22 protein-coding genes are annotated in these 17,131 nt (G+C 52.1%); 4 read left to right on the top strand and 18 right to left on the bottom strand.

The window, feature by feature from the left end:
- Positions 1-182: 182 nt before the first annotated feature.
- Both EVJ30_RS07585 and EVJ30_RS07580 read right to left on the bottom strand, forming a co-directional pair.
- Positions 183-962 (bottom strand): sulfite exporter TauE/SafE family protein, encoded by a 780-nt coding sequence (locus tag EVJ30_RS07585; protein ID WP_016508199.1) that lies wholly within the window; start codon positions 960-962, stop codon positions 183-185.
- Positions 963-1,003: 41 nt separating this feature from the next.
- On the bottom strand, positions 1,004-1,375 hold the full coding sequence (locus EVJ30_RS07580; protein WP_236636041.1) for a rhodanese-like domain-containing protein: 372 nt from the start codon (positions 1,373-1,375) through the stop codon (positions 1,004-1,006).
- A 114-nt stretch (positions 1,376-1,489) separates the two neighbouring features.
- On the opposite strand from EVJ30_RS07580, the gene EVJ30_RS07575 reads away from it, so the two are divergent.
- The 3 genes from EVJ30_RS07575 to EVJ30_RS07565 all read left to right on the top strand — a co-directional run bounded on the left by EVJ30_RS07575 (position 1,490) and on the right by EVJ30_RS07565 (position 4,442).
- Positions 1,490-1,786: a rhodanese-like domain-containing protein gene (locus EVJ30_RS07575; RefSeq protein WP_070327805.1), complete on the top strand. Its 297-nt coding sequence runs from the start codon at positions 1,490-1,492 to the stop codon at positions 1,784-1,786.
- 67 nt (positions 1,787-1,853) lie between these two features.
- Positions 1,854-3,254, top strand: a complete 1,401-nt coding sequence (locus tag EVJ30_RS07570; RefSeq protein WP_070327806.1) for an MBL fold metallo-hydrolase — start codon at positions 1,854-1,856, stop codon at positions 3,252-3,254.
- Between the two features lie 63 nt (positions 3,255-3,317).
- Complete coding sequence (locus EVJ30_RS07565) at positions 3,318-4,442, top strand: TlpA family protein disulfide reductase (protein WP_131458981.1); 1,125 nt, start codon at positions 3,318-3,320, stop codon at positions 4,440-4,442.
- Between the two features lie 80 nt (positions 4,443-4,522).
- On the opposite strand, the gene nfsA is transcribed toward EVJ30_RS07565, so the two are convergent.
- From nfsA to EVJ30_RS07490, 15 genes are all read right to left on the bottom strand, one after another.
- Positions 4,523-5,272: an oxygen-insensitive NADPH nitroreductase gene (gene nfsA / locus EVJ30_RS07560; RefSeq protein ID WP_131458980.1), complete on the bottom strand. Its 750-nt coding sequence runs from the start codon at positions 5,270-5,272 to the stop codon at positions 4,523-4,525.
- 62 nt (positions 5,273-5,334) lie between these two features.
- The gene (locus EVJ30_RS07555; RefSeq protein WP_131458979.1) at positions 5,335-5,808 is read right to left on the bottom strand and encodes a hypothetical protein; all 474 of its coding nucleotides are present in this window, start codon (positions 5,806-5,808) and stop codon (positions 5,335-5,337) included.
- Between the two features lie 283 nt (positions 5,809-6,091).
- Positions 6,092-7,561, bottom strand: a complete 1,470-nt coding sequence (locus EVJ30_RS07550; RefSeq protein WP_131458978.1) for a catalase — start codon at positions 7,559-7,561, stop codon at positions 6,092-6,094.
- A 113-nt stretch (positions 7,562-7,674) separates the two neighbouring features.
- Positions 7,675-8,262 carry a DUF2238 domain-containing protein gene (locus EVJ30_RS07545; RefSeq protein ID WP_131458976.1) on the bottom strand — a complete coding sequence of 196 codons (588 nt, stop codon included), beginning with the start codon at positions 8,260-8,262 and terminating at the stop codon, positions 7,675-7,677.
- A gap of 124 nt (positions 8,263-8,386) precedes the next feature.
- Positions 8,387-9,112 (bottom strand): class I SAM-dependent DNA methyltransferase, encoded by a 726-nt coding sequence (locus EVJ30_RS07540; RefSeq protein ID WP_131458974.1) that lies wholly within the window; start codon positions 9,110-9,112, stop codon positions 8,387-8,389.
- A complete protein-coding gene (rsfS, locus tag EVJ30_RS07535; RefSeq protein WP_070327814.1) occupies positions 9,112-9,459 on the bottom strand; it encodes a ribosome silencing factor in 348 nt (115 codons plus the stop codon). Before rsfS ends, EVJ30_RS07540 begins: the two co-directional genes overlap by 1 nt.
- A 10-nt stretch (positions 9,460-9,469) precedes the next feature.
- Positions 9,470-10,027, bottom strand: a complete 558-nt coding sequence (gene yqeK / locus EVJ30_RS07530; protein WP_070327815.1) for a bis(5'-nucleosyl)-tetraphosphatase (symmetrical) YqeK — start codon at positions 10,025-10,027, stop codon at positions 9,470-9,472.
- Positions 10,017-10,586, bottom strand: a complete 570-nt coding sequence (locus tag EVJ30_RS07525; protein ID WP_070327816.1) for a nicotinate-nucleotide adenylyltransferase — start codon at positions 10,584-10,586, stop codon at positions 10,017-10,019. The genes yqeK and EVJ30_RS07525 overlap by 11 nt, the downstream gene beginning before the upstream one ends.
- Positions 10,583-10,879, bottom strand: coding sequence for a ribosome assembly RNA-binding protein YhbY (gene yhbY / locus EVJ30_RS07520; protein WP_016508126.1), 297 nt, complete (start codon positions 10,877-10,879; stop codon positions 10,583-10,585). The genes EVJ30_RS07525 and yhbY overlap by 4 nt, the downstream gene beginning before the upstream one ends.
- 5 nt (positions 10,880-10,884) lie before the next feature.
- On the bottom strand, positions 10,885-11,670 hold the full coding sequence (gene aroE / locus EVJ30_RS07515) for a shikimate dehydrogenase (RefSeq protein WP_071399265.1): 786 nt from the start codon (positions 11,668-11,670) through the stop codon (positions 10,885-10,887).
- A complete protein-coding gene (gene yqeH, locus EVJ30_RS07510) occupies positions 11,667-12,779 on the bottom strand; it encodes a ribosome biogenesis GTPase YqeH (RefSeq protein WP_016508207.1) in 1,113 nt (370 codons plus the stop codon). The genes aroE and yqeH overlap by 4 nt, the downstream gene beginning before the upstream one ends.
- A gap of 133 nt (positions 12,780-12,912) precedes the next feature.
- Entirely contained in the window at positions 12,913-13,539 is a 627-nt protein-coding gene (locus tag EVJ30_RS07505) for a YqeG family HAD IIIA-type phosphatase (protein WP_070327818.1), read from the bottom strand.
- Positions 13,540-13,678: 139 nt separating this feature from the next.
- Entirely contained in the window at positions 13,679-14,464 is a 786-nt protein-coding gene (locus EVJ30_RS07500; RefSeq protein WP_131458971.1) for a phosphatidylserine decarboxylase, read from the bottom strand.
- Positions 14,461-14,880: a thioredoxin family protein gene (locus EVJ30_RS07495; RefSeq protein ID WP_131458969.1), complete on the bottom strand. Its 420-nt coding sequence runs from the start codon at positions 14,878-14,880 to the stop codon at positions 14,461-14,463. The genes EVJ30_RS07500 and EVJ30_RS07495 overlap by 4 nt, the downstream gene beginning before the upstream one ends.
- 68 nt (positions 14,881-14,948) lie before the next feature.
- Positions 14,949-15,143, bottom strand: a complete 195-nt coding sequence (locus EVJ30_RS07490; RefSeq protein WP_070327820.1) for a YjzD family protein — start codon at positions 15,141-15,143, stop codon at positions 14,949-14,951.
- A 164-nt stretch (positions 15,144-15,307) separates the two neighbouring features.
- Between EVJ30_RS07490 and EVJ30_RS07485 the strand changes: the two genes are divergently transcribed.
- Positions 15,308-16,120 (top strand): Cof-type HAD-IIB family hydrolase, encoded by an 813-nt coding sequence (locus EVJ30_RS07485; protein WP_131468568.1) that lies wholly within the window; start codon positions 15,308-15,310, stop codon positions 16,118-16,120.
- Positions 16,121-16,164: 44 nt separating this feature from the next.
- Here the strand turns inward: EVJ30_RS07485 and EVJ30_RS07480 are convergent, their stop codons facing one another.
- Positions 16,165-17,013 carry a YitT family protein gene (locus tag EVJ30_RS07480; RefSeq protein ID WP_131459078.1) on the bottom strand — a complete coding sequence of 283 codons (849 nt, stop codon included), beginning with the start codon at positions 17,011-17,013 and terminating at the stop codon, positions 16,165-16,167.
- Positions 17,014-17,131: the final 118 nt, after the last annotated feature.

Below are 17,131 nucleotides of genomic sequence, written 5' to 3'. Positions count from 1 at the left end.
ATATGGTAAGTTAGTGCGTCGACTAACAAACGTACAGACGTATAAAGAGTATTTTAACGTTCTTTTGAACTTAATTCAACTTTTTGACGTTTACAATGCTACATAAACTTAACAATTTCATTGCAATCTTCATCTAAAAAAGGCTATCGAGTGAACTCGATAGCCTTTGAAACACGATTCATTTAGCCGATGATGTCCATCCAGATCTTGACCGTACTCGCTAAAATGAGCAACGCCAAAATCATCTGGAGCGACTTCGTCTTCATGTTTTTCCCGATGTTCGCCCCGATCGGTGCCGCAATCAAACTCGCGATAATCATGACGAAAGCCGGTTCCCAAACGATTTGGTCGGTGATGATCTTACCGGCTGTCGACCCGATCGATGAGATGAACGTGATCGCAAGCGAACTCGCGATCGCCATCTTCGTCGGGATACGGAGCACGACGAGCATGATTGGCATCAAGATGAACGCTCCGGCCGCCCCGACGATCCCGGCTGCGATCCCGACGATAAACGCCGAACTGGCCGCGATCAGTTTATTGAACGTGACTTGGTCGAGCGGCAAGTCTTCGACGTTCGCTTTCGGCAAGAACATCATGATCGTCGCAATCGTCGCGAGGACCGCATAGACGACGTTGATCAAGTTCTCCGACAACAGCGTCGAGCCGTAGCCCCCGATGAAACTTCCGATCAAGACGGCGACACCCATATACAGGATGAGTTGTTTATTCAAATAGCCGCCTTTACGATATGCGTAAATCCCACCGATCGTCGCGAAGAACACTTGAATCGCGCTGATCCCAGATACTTCGTGCGCGCTGAACGCCGCGAAGCCAAGAAGCGGCGGAATGTACAACAACATCGGATATTTGATGATTGACCCGCCGATCCCGACCATCCCTGAGATGAATGATCCGATAAAGCCAATCAAAAAGATTGTGATGATAAACTCTAACTCCATACTAGCTCCTCCAGTTTCCTACCCTATTAGATAAGTAAGTTTTATCTCTGTTCCCAAGCGATCATACCACCTGAGACGTCATAAATTTCCGTATAACCTCGATCCTGCAACAACTCGGCCGCCTGGGCGCTTCGATTGCCACTGCGGCAAATGATATAGATCGGTTCATCTTTCGCATAAGGTAATTCGGTTTCATTTAATGAAGAAAGTGGTGCGTTCACCGCTCCTTCGATATGCCCCCCCTCGTATTCATCTAGTTCACGGACGTCCAAAAAGGTTATTTCTTCGTTTTCCAATCTGTTTTGTAGTGTTTCGACGTCGATTTGGGTGATTCTATCCTCTTTCGAAGTGAAAACCACGATTCCGACAGTCACAATCACTAAAACCGATAAGATGATCGTTAATTTACGCAATTTTTGACCTCCAATTCTTTTCCTTGCATTGAGTATACCTTAGGGGGTATATTAAAAACAACGAAAGTTACTCACTTTAAACATAACTTGATTAGAAAAGGGGATTAATACCACATGAAGACGATTACGACGACTGAATTAGAAACATTGCTAAGCACGGATGAAACGCTCAACTTGATCGACGTTCGTGAAACGGATGAATTTGCAGGCGGACATATCAAACAAGCGAAAAACGTACCGTTGTCTGACTTCAGTGCGAAAGTCGATGAGCTCGACCGCACGAAACCGATTCATGTCATCTGTGCGGCAGGCGGACGCAGCATGAACGCGTCAGCTTACCTCGACTCACTCGGCTTTGACGTCATCAACGTCGACGGCGGCATGATGAGCTGGACAGGCGAAACGGTTTAATCACTTCTTAATATAAAGCAGCACAACAACTAACGTTTACAGTCAACTATTCTAGGGGGTATATCATATGTTATTACGTTATTTCTATGATCAAAAATTAGCACAGGCATCTTACATGGTCGGTTGCCAAATGACCGGCGAAGCGGTCGTCATCGACCCGGCTCGCAACATCACACCGTACTTGCAAGAAGCTGAAAAAGAAGGCATGACGATCGTCGCGACGGCTGAGACACACATCCACGCCGACTTCGTCTCAGGTTCGCTCGAACTTGCGAAACGCACTGGCTCGACAGCCTACTTGTCAGATGAAGGTGACGCGTCATGGAAATATGCGTTCGCGAAAGACATCGACTCGAAACTCGTCAAAGACGGCGACACGTTCAAAGTCGGTAACGTCACGCTCGAAGTCATGCACACACCAGGCCACACACCGGAACACATCTCGTTCTTGCTCTATGACCGCAACCAAACGCAACCGATGGGTATTTTCACAGGCGACTTCGTCTTCGTCGGCGATATCGGACGCCCTGACCTGCTCGAAGAAGCGGCCGGCGTGAAAGGAACGACGGCCATCGGTGCCGAGCAAATGTTCCACTCGCTTAACAAGTTCAAGGCTCTCCCTGACTTCGTTCAAGTCTGGCCTGGTCACGGTGCCGGCAGCGCTTGCGGGAAAGCGCTCGGCGCGATCCCAACGTCAACGGTCGGTTATGAGAAAGCGACGAACTGGGCGCTCCAAATGACGGACAAAGACGCATTCATCAAAGAGTTGACGACGGACCAACCAGAACCGCCGAACTACTTCGCGATGATGAAAAAAGTGAACAAAGAAGGCATCCAAGTGACGAACGAGATCGCTCGTCCAGAAGTCGTCGGCACGGACCGTCTCGACACACTCGTCGAAGCGACGCAAGTCGTCGACACACGTAGAGGCGAAGACTTCGCGCAAGGTCACGTCCCTGGGACGATCAACATCCCTTACAACACGAAATTCGTCTCATGGGCCGGCTGGCTCGTTAACTTCGACAAAGACATCACGCTCATCGCGAGCGCGGAAGACGTCGAAGAAGTGCAGACAGACCTTCAATCGATCGGTCTTGACCGTCTCCGCTTCATCGTCCCTGTCGAAGAGCTCGGTCAAGAACTATTGACAGAAACGTACACGGACGTGACGGCTGAACAAGCGATCGAATCAGCTGAGAAGAACGACGTGTTCGTCCTTGACGTCCGCAACGCGACAGAATGGAACGCGAGTCACTATGAGAAAGCAGAGCGCATCTTGCTCGGTAAACTCATGCGTGACCACGACGGTCTACCGACAGACAAGACGATCGCCGTCCACTGTGCGTCAGGCGTCCGTTCACGTATGGCCGCGAGCGTCCTTCAATCGCTCGGCTACAAGGATATTCAAAACATCCTCGGTGGCTATGCTGCGATGAAGACCGTCCTCAACGCAGAACAAATCGGCTAATGCTATACTAAAAACAAAGAAAGCGCCCACTCGTTTGGGCGCTTTTTCTCTAGGAGGGATATCGTGATTGCAATCGGTCCACTGAACGTCCGACTCGACCTTCTCGTCTTCATGGTCAGTCTGCTCGGTCTCTACATCGGCTTCAAAAAAATCGGGTTAACGGAAAAAGACCGCGACGCCGTCCTCGGGACGTGGTTCGCCGGGTTTCTCGCCTGGAAACTGAGCGCCATCATCATCGGCCTCGCCTCGACCGGTAGTTTGGCGCTATCGCTGTACGCGACGGGCGGTATCTGGTCGATCCTGATCGCCACTGCAACAATCGGATTTTTCGTCTTCCGGCTTGCTCCCGGGCTTCGGGGCTATTGGCTATTTTCAGCCCTACTTTTATGGTTCGGTGTAACGATCGTCGTGCCGAAGTACGGAACGCTCCCGTTTATCGCGACCGCTCAACCGCTCCATCTGTACACTGCCCTGCTCATCGCAGGCTTAATCGTTGTGACGTGGCGCTGGATGCGCTCGCCATCGGTCGGTGCCTTGCTATGGACGACGGTCGGTGCGTTTGCTATCTGGCTCGTGAGCACGTATGCGACGACAACGGTGAATCTACTGTGGCTCATCCCGTTCGCAGCTTTAGTCGGACTCGCCGGGTACGTCGCCAAACCGTCACGCCGCATCGTCCAATCAGGTCTCGGTGTCCTCGTCACGCTCGCGATCATCAACGCGAGCTTACCGGACGAGACACCAACGCTCGTTGCCGACTCGTCTCAAGCGGCCGGACTGAACATCGGTCAAGTTCCGCCTAATTTTGAATTGAAACGAACGGACGGGACGACGCTTAACTTAGAAGACTTACGCGGAGAGCGTGTCGTCGTCAACTTTTGGGCGTCTTGGTGTCCGCCGTGCCGGGCCGAGATGCCAGACATGGCCAAGTTTGCCCGCGAGCAAGATGATGTGACGATCGTTGCCGTCAACACGACGACGAGTGAACGTGACGTCGACGAGGCGCGGTCGTTCGTCGCGCCTTATGAAGACGCGTTCCAAGTCGTCTACGATGAGGACGGTGCCGTCGGGAACGCCTACCGGATCCAAGCGATGCCGACGACGTATGTGCTCGATGAAAATGGTGTCATCGTCGCCAAACAGTTCGGTGCGATCGATAAAGCGTGGCTCGATACCAAAACCAACTAAAAACCGCCAGTTGAACTGAACCAAAAAAGTTGGACATGAAAATCCAACTTTTAATGGGGTAGTTCAAGCCGGCGGTTTTTTCATTGCTTCAAATAGCCTTGCGTCTTCAAGAAGTCTTTCACATCGAGCCGGGTCGGCTTCGACAACATCCTTCCCATCTGGCCCGTCCATGTATCGCTGCGTTGGTTCGATCCACGTGCCGCATAGTAGTCGTGAATCGTCTGGTCGTAAGCTGTGAGCTCTTGCTTCAGTTGAATCGGATCAGCGTCGTACGTGTTCTCATGATAGATATGCTCGAGCGGAAGCCGCGGTTTTTGATCCTCGACGTGCGCCGGGACACCGACCGCGAGCCCGAACAGCGGCAACACCCGCTCCGGCAAACCGAGCAACTCTTTGACAGCCGACATATCGTTGCGGATCCCGCCTATGTAACAAATGCCTAACCCCATCGATTCGGCAGCGACGACGGCGTTCTGTGACGCGAGCGTGGCGTCGATGACGGCGACGAGCAGTTTCTCATCGGTCTCGAGCGTCGGATTGACGGCGGCTTCTTGCAGTTGCCCGATCAGTTCGTGCCGGTAAAGGTCAGCACAAAAAACGAAGAAATGACCGTTGTCGACGACGTACTGCTGATTGCCGGCGATCTCGGCGAGGCGTACCTTCTTCTCTGGGTCGGTCACGCCGATAATCGAATACGCCTGGATGAAGCTCGACGTCGAGGCGCGTTGGGCACTCTCGACGATGAGACGGATCTGTTCGTCGGTCAGCGTCTCGTCCGTGAACGAGCGGACGGAGCGGTGGTTCAGTAATGTCTCGATGATTTGATTCATGCAGCTTCCCCCTTTTTTCTTATCTTGGCACAGAGCGAAGGTTTCCGACAATGATAGAGACCTCACTCCACTTTAAAGATGGCCCATGGCAACCACAAGACAGGCTCAGTCCCAACGTCTTCTTGATTACTGTATGTACAATAGCGTTCCGCTTCTTCAAGCGTCGGGATGAAGCCGCGCTCGTTCAACTGAAACGGGAATCGTTCGGCGAAATCTCGCTCTAACCCATTACATAGATAGGAATGAAACGTGCCTTTCTCATACCCGAGCACTTCGTAACCGAGAAATCGTCCGAGCGGCTCATTGCGTTCGTGTCGCAAAATGAAACGTTCAACGCCGTATCGCTCGGGGCTGTCTCCTTCTTCCCCCTCTGCTAAAAAGTCAGAAACATAAGACTCAGGCAGACCGAGCTCAATGATGTCGCGTTCGATGTGAGAGAAGAAACGGTCCCTAAATTTCTTTGCGAGTTCAATCGTCTGAAACGTTTGAGGGTATCCGAGTTCCCCACTCTCCTGATGCAAATCTACCCATTCCATGAGTATGAGGTACTCTTTTTCGGTAAGTTGCAATTGTTCTCGATACGTATCTTTACTATGTTTTGACGTCCCCCAAAGCACATCAAGCGTTGGATGTTGCTCACAAATGCATACACTTGCAGATTGCACCAACTTCGGAATCAGTCGTTCGTCCATATACGCTGCTCGATTTGTTCGTTCGATTAGCAAATACCCAGCACTTCGCACATTCATTTCATCACCCCCACTCCCTAGTATACGCAAAAAAGCAGAGCGGCGTTTTGCCGACTCTGCTTCCTAACGTTTACTCCGTTACTTGACTCAAGAATGGTGTGATATCGACGTTCAATTCTTTCGACAGGCGTTCCCCGAGGTCGCGGTCGGCACGGTAGAAGTTACAGATCAAGAGAAGGACCGTCTTCTCATGACGGACTTCTTTAATGTGGGCGACCAAGTTACGCACGAGACCGTCTTTCTCGTCTTGCGAGTAGCGGCGGTACACCTCGCCCGCTTGCCCGAAGTCGTTCGTCTTCTCGATTTTCTGACGACCCGTTACTCCTGTGATCGGTTGCTCGGTTTCGATATAAGCCGCATCCGGTTTCGGTGTGTCCTCGTAACGGTTCGGCTCGTAGTTGACCGGACTCGTCTGTTGTTTGAACGGCATCGCGCCATCACGCTGGTTGTTCGACACTTGTGCGAACGGGCAGTTGATCGGGAGTTGGAGATAGTTCGCCCCGATGCGGTAACGTTGCGTATCCGAGTATGAGAACAAACGGCCTTGCAGCATCTTGTCTTCCGACGGTTGAATCCCAGGGACGAGCACGCCCGGGTTGAACCCGACCGATTCCGTCTCGGCGAAGAAGTTGTCGACGTTCTTATTGAGCGTCATCGTGCCGACGAGTTGATACGGGATGACGTCTTCGAACCAGTCTTTCGTCGCATCGAGCGGGTCGAAGTCGAAGTTGTCCATATCGGCCGGATCGAGGATTTGGACGTAAAGGTCCCACTCCGGGAAGTCGCCTTCTTCGATCGCGTTGAACAAGTCGCGCGTCGCATGGTTGAAGTCTTCCGCTTGCACTTTCGCTGCTTCGTCCATCGACAAGTTTTTAATGCCTTGCTTCGGAACCCAACGGAGCTTTATGTACACCGTGTTCCCAAATTCGTTTACCCATTTGAACGAATGGACCGATGAACCGCGCATGTGACGGTACGACGCCGGGATGCCTTCATCACTGAACAAGTGCACGAGCATGCTCGTCGATTCCGGTGTGAGCGACATGAAGTCGAAAAAACGGTCCGGGTCTTGAAGGTTCGTCCGTGGGTCCGGTTTGAGCGAGTGGATCACGTCTGGGAACTTGATCGCATCACGGATGAAGAAGACCGGCAAGTTGTTTCCGACGAAGTCATAGTTGCCTTCTTCGGTGTAGAACTTGACTGAGAATCCACGCGGGTCACGAAGCGTCTCCGGTGAACCGAGACCGTGGATGACCGTCGAGAAGCGGGCAAAAATTGGTGTTTCTTGGCCAACTTCTTGCAAGAACTTGGCTTTCGTATATCGTTTCATGCTATTTTTAACTTTGAAGACACCGTGTGCTCCGGCACCACGGGCATGAACGACCCGCTCCGGCACGCGCTCACGGTCAAAGTGGGCGAGTTTCTCAATTAGCTGATAATCTTCGAGAAGCGTTGGGCCGCGGCGGCCGGCTGTGATGGAGTTGGCGTTGTCCCCGATTGGAACGCCTTGGTTAGTAGTTAGATGACGATGTTGATCCATATTGTTGCCTCCTCTTAATAATCATTATTACTAAATTAATAATATTAAAAGATAATAATTATTACAAATAAAACGCTCGAGACGTCTCGAACGTTTTGTAAGCGCTATTATTTTCAGGTGGTTCCATTTTTCTTTTTAATCTGCTCTTTCCGATGGATTTCTGTCACCAATAAGGCAGCGATGATCCCACCGAGCGATCCGGCAATTATATCAACCATCGTGTCATCGTTCCCGTTCCCTTGCATCGTCGTCTGCAACACAATGTCTGACGTGAACTCATACATCTCCCATAACGCCGCGCCCGCCATCGAGAAGACGACGATGTAAACGAAGAGGAAGCGCTTCGGCATCTCGAGCCGTGTGTCTTCATCGAGACGACTAAAGAAGTCAAAACCAAGAAACGCCAAAAATACCCCGCTCAACACGTGCAAAAATGTGTCCCACCATCCGTTGCTGTATAATCCGACGATCGAACCCAAATATTGCGAGGCGAACAGGAAAATAATATAGGCGATTTTCATCTTGGCATCGAACTCGGTTTTAAACGCCTTCTCCAACATGAACGGAATCAGTCCCGAGACGATGCCCGCCCCGGCGACACTCGCGTTAAACCACGCTCCTTGAATGATGGACGTGATGAGAATAATCCCCATGAACAAGACGAATCCGAATTCTAACAGTCGTCCTCGTGTCAGCTTCATGATACGTGCCTTCTTTCCGTAAAATGTCTCTACGGACTTATTCCCATTTCCGTGTCTAATCGAACAACTGTGTACATATTTCCATATGACAAAGACCCCATCGCTTCACGCGATAGGGTCTCGTTTATTTCTGGGCGACGAAGAAAATTCGTTCGGCGTTTTGGCCCGGAGCTTGATCCGAGAAGTCGGCCGTGACCGATTTCACGTGGAAGCCGGCACCGATGAGCCATTGCATATACTGCCCTGGCTCATACGTCCGCTGTTCGTGCGTCTCTTCGACGCGTTCATACGTGCCATCCTCGAGCGCGACGAAAAACGTCAAATCGTGGATGACCGAGAGCGGCTTCTCGCCCGGGTCAGCGAACCAGATGTAAGAACAGTCTTCCCCGTTCGACGCGTACGTCTTCTGGTTGAAGAGCGTCTCCATCTTGTTCGGTGAATGGACGTCAAAGATGAACGTCCCGCCCGGCTTCAGCTGCTCATATACCGCCTCGAACGTGTCGACGACGTCGGCCTCGTCTGCAAGGTAGCAAAGCGAGTCACAAAGGATCGTCACGGCATCGACCGGAGCCGGCAGTTCGAGCTCACGCATGTCTTGTTGCCAGAGCGGTAGCGTGACGCCCGCTTCAAGCGCTTTCTCTTGGGCGACTTCGAGCATTGACTCGGATAAGTCGAGACCGATCGTGTCGTAATGCTCGGCCAGCCGGATCGTCGCTGAGCCCGTCCCGCATCCGACGTCGGCAAGCGATGCACCGTCCGCGACGTGGCGCCGCACGAACGCGACCCAATCCGCGTACGGGGCATCTTTCATCAACTCATCGTATACGTAGGCGAACCCTTCGTACGTCATTAGCCGACTTCCACGTCGACGTGCGGCGCGTCAGCCCATAATTTTTCAAGGTTGTAGTAGTCACGGTCGTCACGGTGGAAGATGTGGACGACGACGTTTTCAAGGTCAGCGAGCACCCAACGTGCCGAGTCCATGCCTTCGAATTTTTTAAGCGGCAAATCGTTCTCGCCCGCCACGTCTTTGATTTCACGTGCGATCGCTTCGACTTGCTTCTCAGAGTTACCGTGGCAGATGACGAAATAATCGGCGATCGGTGAGATACCTTCCATGTCGAGGACGACGATGTCTTCCCCACGTTTATCGTCAACAGCTTTTACAATCAATTCAAGTTCTTCTTTTACAGTCATATAGACCCTCCTAAGGTGTGTTCAAATAATAGTTATATGTCGTAATCGTCTGCGGGAAAATCCGCACCGACTTCTTCAATAAATAGTTAATCGTATGGCGCAGTGTCGCGACGACGGCCGCTTCAAGTGAAACGTCTGCCAAATCGCGCAACACGTCGACACCGGGATACCGACGATTCGGTTCAATCGCATCCGCGACAAATAAAATTTGATCGAGGCGCGACATACCAGGTTCGCCGGTCGTGTGGTTTTTGATGGCCGATATGACTTCAGCGTCGAGGTCGTAGGCACGGTCTAACAAGACCGCTCCGACCGGCGCATGAAGCAGTTCGTCATCAAACTCGAGCAACAACGGGTCGAGATGCTCGTCTAAGACGATTTGACGCATCTCGTCACGGTCATGGTACTTCGCATAATCGTGCAACATTGCCGCGAGCCGGGCCTGGTCTACGTCCTCTCCGTACGTTCGGGCGAGACGTTCTGCCGTCTCGACGACACCGAGCGTATGGATGTACCGTTTCTCAGGCAACGTTCGTTCAATCAATGCCTGTGCCTGTTCATACGTCATACAAATCGTGCTCCTTGATATAAGTTTCGACTTCACATGGGACGAGATACGTGATCGACTTGTTCCGCTTCGCACGTTCCCGAATGTCGGTCGACGAAATCTCAAGCTGCGGCATGTCGATCGTACGGACGTCAGCTCGGCTCGGGATCCGGTAGCGGCTCCCGGGCCGTGCGACCGCACCGAACGTCACGAGCGTAGTCAGCGTCTCATAATCGTGCCACTTCTCGAGCGCATCGAGTGAATCGGCCCCGATCAGGAAGAAGAACGTGTCAGCCGGATACTGCTCCCGCAACCGTTTCATCGTCTCGACCGTGTAGGACGGTTCAGCTCGTTCGAACTCGATCAAGTTGAGCTTGAAATCCGGGTGACCGGAGATGGCCCGCCGCGTCATCTCGATCCGGTCGTCCGCCCGGCTGAACCCGGCCTTATGGGGCGGGATCGCTGCCGGTAAGAACCAGACCTCGTCGAGCTCGAGTTGTTCTCTCGCCTGCTCGGCGATCAACAGATGACCGAGATGCGGCGGGTCGAACGTCCCTCCCATCAGCCCGATGCGACTCATGGAAGCTTGATTTGGCGATTCTCTTTCTCTTTCGCCTGTTTGTACAAGACGATGACTTTTCCAATGACTTGAACGACTTCTGCCTTCGTTCCTTCAGCCAACTCTCCAGCCACGTCTTTCGGCGTGTCGAGACAGTTTTGAAGAACTTGGACTTTTAACAGTTCACGCTTTTCGAGCGCATCGCCGATGTCTTTGCACATCGCTTCACTGACGCCGTTTTTTCCGACTTGGTAGATGGCCGAGAGGTTGTGTGCCTCGGCGCGTAAAAATCGCTTCTGTTTACCTGATAACATTATTTTTATTCCTCCAATAAGCTTTCAATTAACTTCATTCCGACAATTTGATCCGGTTTCACACCTGTCCAGCGTTCGAACGCCAACGCTCCCTGCCCGACGAACATGGCAGTCCCGTTCACGGTTTTACCGCCTCGGATTGTGGCGTCGCTTAAAAACGGTGTGACGAGTGGACGATATATGATATCACAAATGACGGTGTTTTGTCGTAATCCATTTAACGGAAGCGGTGATTGTACCCCATCCATGCCGACCGATGTCGTTTGGATGATGACGTCGTAGCGGGCGACGTCGACATCACCGAGCGGTTGTGACTCGATGCCGAACGTCTTCGCGAGACGCTCGGCCCGGTCGATCGTCCGGTTCGTGACCGTGACGTTTCGGGTCGGCAACGCGCTGATGATCCCGCGGGCCGCTCCACCCGCCCCGATGACGAGCACACGACCAGACCAGTCGGTGTACGGGTCGAGTGCGGTCACAAGACCGACGCCGTCCGTGTTCGCGCCGATCAAACGTCCGTCCCGCTTATAGACGGTGTTGACGGCACCGGCCGACTTGGCTGAGTCCTCCAAGTCGTCTAACAACGGGATGACCGCTTCCTTGTACGGGATCGTGACGTTGAACCCGTCATAGTCCCCGTCCCGCATCGCCTGAAACAACGGGGCGAGCTCGTCCGCTGTGACGTCGAGCGCGTCATACCGCCCGAAAAGCCCAGACGCTCTCAGCCACTGCTCGTGCAGGGAGGGAGAGAGCGAATGAGCGATTGGGTGACCGATGACGGCCAGTCTCATACGAGCGCCTCGCGTAATGTGACGACGACTCCTTTTGGTGCCCAAGCGGCAATCCGTCCACCTTTTCCGTGGATGGCGACCCAACCGAGTCCGCTAAAGACGATATCCGTCTTGACGCCGTCACGGAGACTAAATTCATGACGCACGAGCGGCGGCAACAATTGCAACGTCTTCTCGTTCGGCGGGTTAAGCATTTTGCCGATATGGTTTTCATAAAGCTCATCTGCTTTGTCGAGCTTCGTCCGGTGTGTCTTCAACTCGTTCGACATGTAGACGACGAATGAACGTTTATTGCCTTCCAGGTAATCGAGACGAGCCAGACCACCAAAGAAGAGTGTTTGCTGCGGGTTCAATTGGAACACGTGCGGCTTGATCTCTTTTTTAGGTGTGATCGTCTTCAAATCGCGCGCGTCGACGTAATGCGCCATTTGATGGCGGTTGATGATCCCTGGCGTATCGTACAGGTTCGCATCATCATCGAGCGGGACGTCGATCAAGTCGAGCGTCGTTCCCGGGAAATGACTGACGGTGATGATCGCTTCATCTTCAGCACCGAAGCGCTTGATGATTTGGTTGATGAGTGTCGATTTCCCGACATTCGTACAACCGACGACGTAGACGTCTTTCCCTTTGCGATAGTACTCGATCTTCTCTGCTAGTTCGTCGATGCCGTGACCTTTTTTAGCGCTGATCAAATGGACATCGACCGGCGTCAAACCAAGTTCTTTCGCCTCGGTCTTCATCCAGTTCGCCATCCGGTTCGGGTTGACCGACTTCGGCAGTAGATCGACTTTGTTCCCGACTAACAAGACATCGTTCGATCCGACCGAACGTTGAAGTCCCGGGAGCCAGCTTCCGTTGAAATCAAAAATATCGACGATTTTGATGACGAGCGCTTCTTTGGCGCTGATCCCGTTCAAGATGCGCAAGAAGTCATCGTCCGTCAATTCGACGTCTTGGATCTGGTTGTAATGCTTCAATTTGAAGCAGCGTTGGCAAATGACGATCTCGCGATCAAGTGCCGATTTTGGTGCATAACCGACTGCTGTCGGGTCTTCTGTTTGAATGAGAACGCCGCAACCGGCGCAATAACGTTTCGTTTCTTCCATATTCGTATGTGCTGTCCTTTAAGTTTCCTCTTCTTCATTCTTCGTAGCGCCTCGCCGCTACTCCTGAAGCGTTAATTCCGACGTCTTACGCGCCGTACAAGACAGCCTCCTTCTTCCTATGCGTTCGAGGCCCTTATTTATCTTTTTTATGTGAATCTTCTGAACGTGAGTGCATCGCCTCGCCGATCTTTTCAGCGACGGCCACTTTGGCCCGCTTCGCATCGACTGCGATTTCCTCCACTTTTTTCGTGATCAACACGTACTTCCCGCGACGCTTCATATGCGCGAATACGACTTTCTCCAGCATGCGATTGAACTTCGTGACGAGACCGTCCGTCTTGACGACGGGCTGCACGTGAACGACGTGAATGCCTGCCATATTGGCGCCGAGCACGTCAGTGAAGATTTGATCGCCTAAGAAAATCGCTTCTTTGGTTGAATAGCCGTACTTGGCAAGTGCTTGCTTGAACCCAGACGGCAACGGTTTTTTCGCACGCGCCACATAATGAAGACCGAGCGGTTCCGTAAACGTGCGCACGCGGTTCTCGTTATTATTCGAGACGACGATGACATCGAGTCCATGTGATTTCACTTTCTCGAGCCATAGCAAAAGAAGCTCAGGTGCGTGCGGGACGTCCCAGGCCACGAGTGTATTATCAAGGTCCGTCAAAATGACGCGGACACCACGGTCTTTCAAGTCTTCAAGGTCGATGTCAAATACTGACGCGACGAACTGTTTCGGATAAAGTCGATTAAACACGTTTGTATTCCTCCAATTAGCTAAAGCGATTCAACAGCTTATACAAGTATTGATATCCCTTCTATGTTATACGAAAACCGGCCAAACGACTAGTGTCTCGTTTGACCGGCCAGAAAATTGTTGTCTATTTACTTATCAGTCATCGGTTCGATTGAATCGAACCGATGACTTCACCGAGCCGGACCGGACCAATTTTCGCCGGGTCGATGACGACACGATCTTTCTCAAAACAGAGGATGACGGTCGAGCCGAACGAGAAGTAACCGACCTCGGCCCCTTTATCGACACGTTCGCCGTCATGGGTCCATTCGATTGTATTGACGTTCAAAGCGCCGACCATGATGTGCTCGTAACGTCCGGCCACGCTCTCAAAGCGCGTGACACGGCGATAGTTACGTGACAACGGGCGGACCGTCTCCGTCAAACCGAGTTCATTCACCGGCGCCGAACGGTCGCCGAGCTCGTAATGGCTGAGCACTCGGCCTGCGAGCGGGACATGGACACGGTGGTAGTCACGCGGGCTCAAGTAGAGCACGCAAACCGTCCCGCCGGCATACCGTCTCGCCTCTGACTGTGAACCGAGCATCTCGGCGAGCGTATACGACTGCCCCTTTACTTCAAACCGACTCTCGTCTGTTATGGCGGACACGATCGACAGCTGTCCGTCGCACGGTGATACGACCGTGTCCGTGTTTGCATCGATCGGGCGCGCCCCGTCTTTCAAGTGGCGCGTGAAAAAGGCGTGCAGACTCGGATAGGCGTCGATCGGCTCTGCCGCTTCAGCGATATCGATTTGATACGTTTTCGCGAACGACGGGATGAACGCGCGGCTCGCCTTCGATTCGGCGAACTGACGGAGCCGCTTGGCGATGAACGGTGTCGCATTCAATTCAAACAACGTCTGATACAAGCGGCTTTTGATCACTGTGCGGCCTCCTCGTTTTTAAAGAACGTTTCGTACTGTTGTTCCGAGACGGCCCCTTCGACACGACCCGTTTCTTGACCGTCTTTAAAACGAATCATCGTTGGTGTTCCGTTAATGCCATAAGTCGTCCAGACGTCATGATCGGCCAAGTTGATCGAGACCGCGTCATACTCCTCGATGAGTGGTTCGACATACGGTTTGACTTGATCACAATATTCGCAACCCGTCTGCCAGAAGTAAACGACGACCTCTTCTTCTTCGTCAATTTTCTGTTCGAGCTCGTCCGCTGACACGGCGTTGACGCCGGTCTCTTCATTCGCATTATTCAAGAAGAATAAAAGCGCGATCCCGATCACGATGATGGCACCGATGATGGCGAACGTAATGAAGTTGGCGCGTTTGGCACTGTTTTTCATGGTCGATCCCTCCTAAATGTGTATAAAAAGAACTGACTCGGATATGAGCCAGTTTGGTTGTGGACGTCTTACTTTTCTTGGGCGACGTCGTTGATTCCCATGTCTTGGTTAAGTGTATCCAAGAGCGCGATAAAGATTGTGATGACCACGCCAAAGGCTGTTGCGAGCACCGCATTGAACGTCACGCCATCGACAGCTGAAATGATAAAGACTGCTGTATTCGAAAGCAAGATCGCCCAGAACAATGTGACTAAGTAACGCATCGAAAGTCCCCTCCATCTCACAGATGATTCATAAAATTCCATACGGCAATAGTATATCATTGTTGCCGTACAATATGCGACCTCGATTGTATATTCTTTCCGTCGAAACGTGAAATATGGTACGGTCAGAGAAATAGTACACAATGTAGAAAAGAGGATGACTTATGTCACGTTATTTAATCGCAGTCGATTTAGACGGTACGTTGTTACGAGATGACAAGACGATCAGTGAGCGGAACATCCGCGCTCTTCAAGCGGCTCGTGATGCCGGCCATGAAGTCATGATCGCAACAGGACGGCCCCATCGTCACTCGATCATGTATTATGAACAACTCGGCTTGACGACGCCTTTGATCAACTTCAACGGAGCGCTCGTCCATCACCCGAAAGATATGTCCTACGCGGTCACACACCGTCCGATCCCACTTAAAACAGCACACGACATCATCGAAGAAGTATCGGAGACGAAAGCACACAACATCGTCGTCGAAGTGACCGACCACGTCTATTTCCATAAAGATCCGCAAGAATTTTACGGTCCCTACGCCGAACGGGCACTCAGCGTCACATCTGGTGACTTGCTCAAGCACTTGCAAGACGAGCCGACGTCGCTTTTGATCCACGCGACGAAAGAACACGTCGACAACGTCCGGGCCAGCTTGAACAAAGTGCACGCCGAAGCCGTCTTGAACCGTCAATGGCGCATGCCCGAGCACATGATCGAAGTCATGAGCCAAAATACATCGAAGGCGCTCGGCCTTCGCGAAGTATCGAAGCACTTGAACATTAGCCGTCAGAACATCATCGCTTTCGGCGATGAAGAGAACGACCTCGAGATGCTCGACTACGTCGGCACGGGCGTCGCGATGGGCAACGCCATCAGCCAGCTCAAAGTCGTCGCCAACGAAGTGACCGCTTCGAACATGGATGACGGCATCGCCATCTACCTCGAAGAAAAATTTGGCATCAAGTCATAACAAAAACCCGCTGAAATCGTTCAGCGGGTTTTCTTGACTTCCTGTCAGCGTCGGAATGCCCCTTCAACATCTTCCGTCGGAACGACGTTAATAAAGACGTGTGAATCGGCATCTTTACAGATACGGGTAATCTCACGCACTTCGTGGCGTTGGGCGACCATCATGAGCGTCGCTTTCTCGACTTTCGAGTACGTACCGATCGCTGGCATGAGCGTGATGCCGCGGAACACGTGTTGGTGCAACTCTTGCGTCACTTCGTCTGGATGATTCGTGACGATGAAGAGCGTCTGACGCTGTGTATTCGTGTAAATCTCATCGATGACTTTCGACGTCACGTACAAGAAGACGATCGTATACAGCGCCGTCGGCCATCCGAACAAAGCACCGGCCCAAAGCGCGATCATCATGTTCATGAGGAACAAGTAGACGCCGACCGAGTTGTTCGTGAACTTCGCTAGGATGAGGGCGACGATATCAAACCCTCCGGTCGAGGCACCGAACCGAATCGTGATGCCTGACCCGATGGCGAGCAATACCCCGCCGAAGACGGCGTTTAAGAGTGGATCGTCCGAGAGGAGCTGCGATTGCGGAAGCACGCGAATGAACAAGGTGACCGAGGCAACGCTGATCAACGTATGGATCATCATGTTCTTTCCGAGCATAAAATAACTGACGACTAAAAGCGGTACGTTCAAGATGAAGAACCAAATGCCTTCACCGAGCTCAAACGGCGTACCGGCAAATAAGGTCGTGAAAATTTGGGCCAAGCCCGTAAACCCAGTCGAGTAAACCCCCGCTGGGATTAAGAATAATGTCATCGATAATGCGACGAACACTCCCCCGATGATCGAAACGATCCCGATGCGCGCGTGTTCTTTAACGGATTCCGTCAAGTTCTGTCTCCCCTTTCAAAATTAGCTAAGCATCAAGATAACATACATTCAAAGCCATGCCTACAACAAAAATAATGGGATGTGCCCGCCTGTATCACAAAAAAGCAAGCCGGCCGAA

The sequence above is a fragment of the Exiguobacterium sp. SH5S13 genome (assembly GCF_004337085.1).
Taxonomy (GTDB): domain Bacteria; phylum Bacillota; class Bacilli; order Exiguobacteriales; family Exiguobacteriaceae; genus Exiguobacterium; species Exiguobacterium aurantiacum_A.
The sequence above is the reverse complement of the archived record's forward strand: the minus strand, read 5'-3'. Positions and strand labels throughout refer to the sequence as shown.

Coding starts and splice junctions, on each gene's coding strand:
- EVJ30_RS07585 (WP_016508199.1), bottom strand. CDS start 962: ATGGAGTTAGAGTTTATCATCACAATCTTTTTGATTGGCTTTATCGGA.
- EVJ30_RS07575 (WP_070327805.1), top strand. CDS start 1,490: ATGAAGACGATTACGACGACTGAATTAGAAACATTGCTAAGCACGGAT.
- EVJ30_RS07570 (WP_070327806.1), top strand. CDS start 1,854: ATGTTATTACGTTATTTCTATGATCAAAAATTAGCACAGGCATCTTAC.
- nfsA (WP_131458980.1), bottom strand. CDS start 5,272: ATGAATCAAATCATCGAGACATTACTGAACCACCGCTCCGTCCGCTCG.
- EVJ30_RS07555 (WP_131458979.1), bottom strand. CDS start 5,808: ATGGAATGGGTAGATTTGCATCAGGAGAGTGGGGAACTCGGATACCCT.
- EVJ30_RS07550 (WP_131458978.1), bottom strand. CDS start 7,561: ATGGATCAACATCGTCATCTAACTACTAACCAAGGCGTTCCAATCGGG.
- EVJ30_RS07545 (WP_131458976.1), bottom strand. CDS start 8,262: ATGAAGCTGACACGAGGACGACTGTTAGAATTCGGATTCGTCTTGTTC.
- EVJ30_RS07540 (WP_131458974.1), bottom strand. CDS start 9,112: ATGACGTACGAAGGGTTCGCCTACGTATACGATGAGTTGATGAAAGAT.
- rsfS (WP_070327814.1), bottom strand. CDS start 9,459: ATGACTGTAAAAGAAGAACTTGAATTGATTGTAAAAGCTGTTGACGAT.
- yqeK (WP_070327815.1), bottom strand. CDS start 10,027: ATGACGTATGAACAGGCACAGGCATTGATTGAACGAACGTTGCCTGAG.
- EVJ30_RS07525 (WP_070327816.1), bottom strand. CDS start 10,586: ATGAGTCGCATCGGGCTGATGGGAGGGACGTTCGACCCGCCGCATCTC.
- yhbY (WP_016508126.1), bottom strand. CDS start 10,879: ATGTTATCAGGTAAACAGAAGCGATTTTTACGCGCCGAGGCACACAAC.
- aroE (WP_071399265.1), bottom strand. CDS start 11,670: ATGAGACTGGCCGTCATCGGTCACCCAATCGCTCATTCGCTCTCTCCC.
- yqeH (WP_016508207.1), bottom strand. CDS start 12,779: ATGGAAGAAACGAAACGTTATTGCGCCGGTTGCGGCGTTCTCATTCAA.
- EVJ30_RS07495 (WP_131458969.1), bottom strand. CDS start 14,880: ATGAAAAACAGTGCCAAACGCGCCAACTTCATTACGTTCGCCATCATC.
- EVJ30_RS07490 (WP_070327820.1), bottom strand. CDS start 15,143: ATGCGTTACTTAGTCACATTGTTCTGGGCGATCTTGCTTTCGAATACA.
- EVJ30_RS07485 (WP_131468568.1), top strand. CDS start 15,308: ATGTCACGTTATTTAATCGCAGTCGATTTAGACGGTACGTTGTTACGA.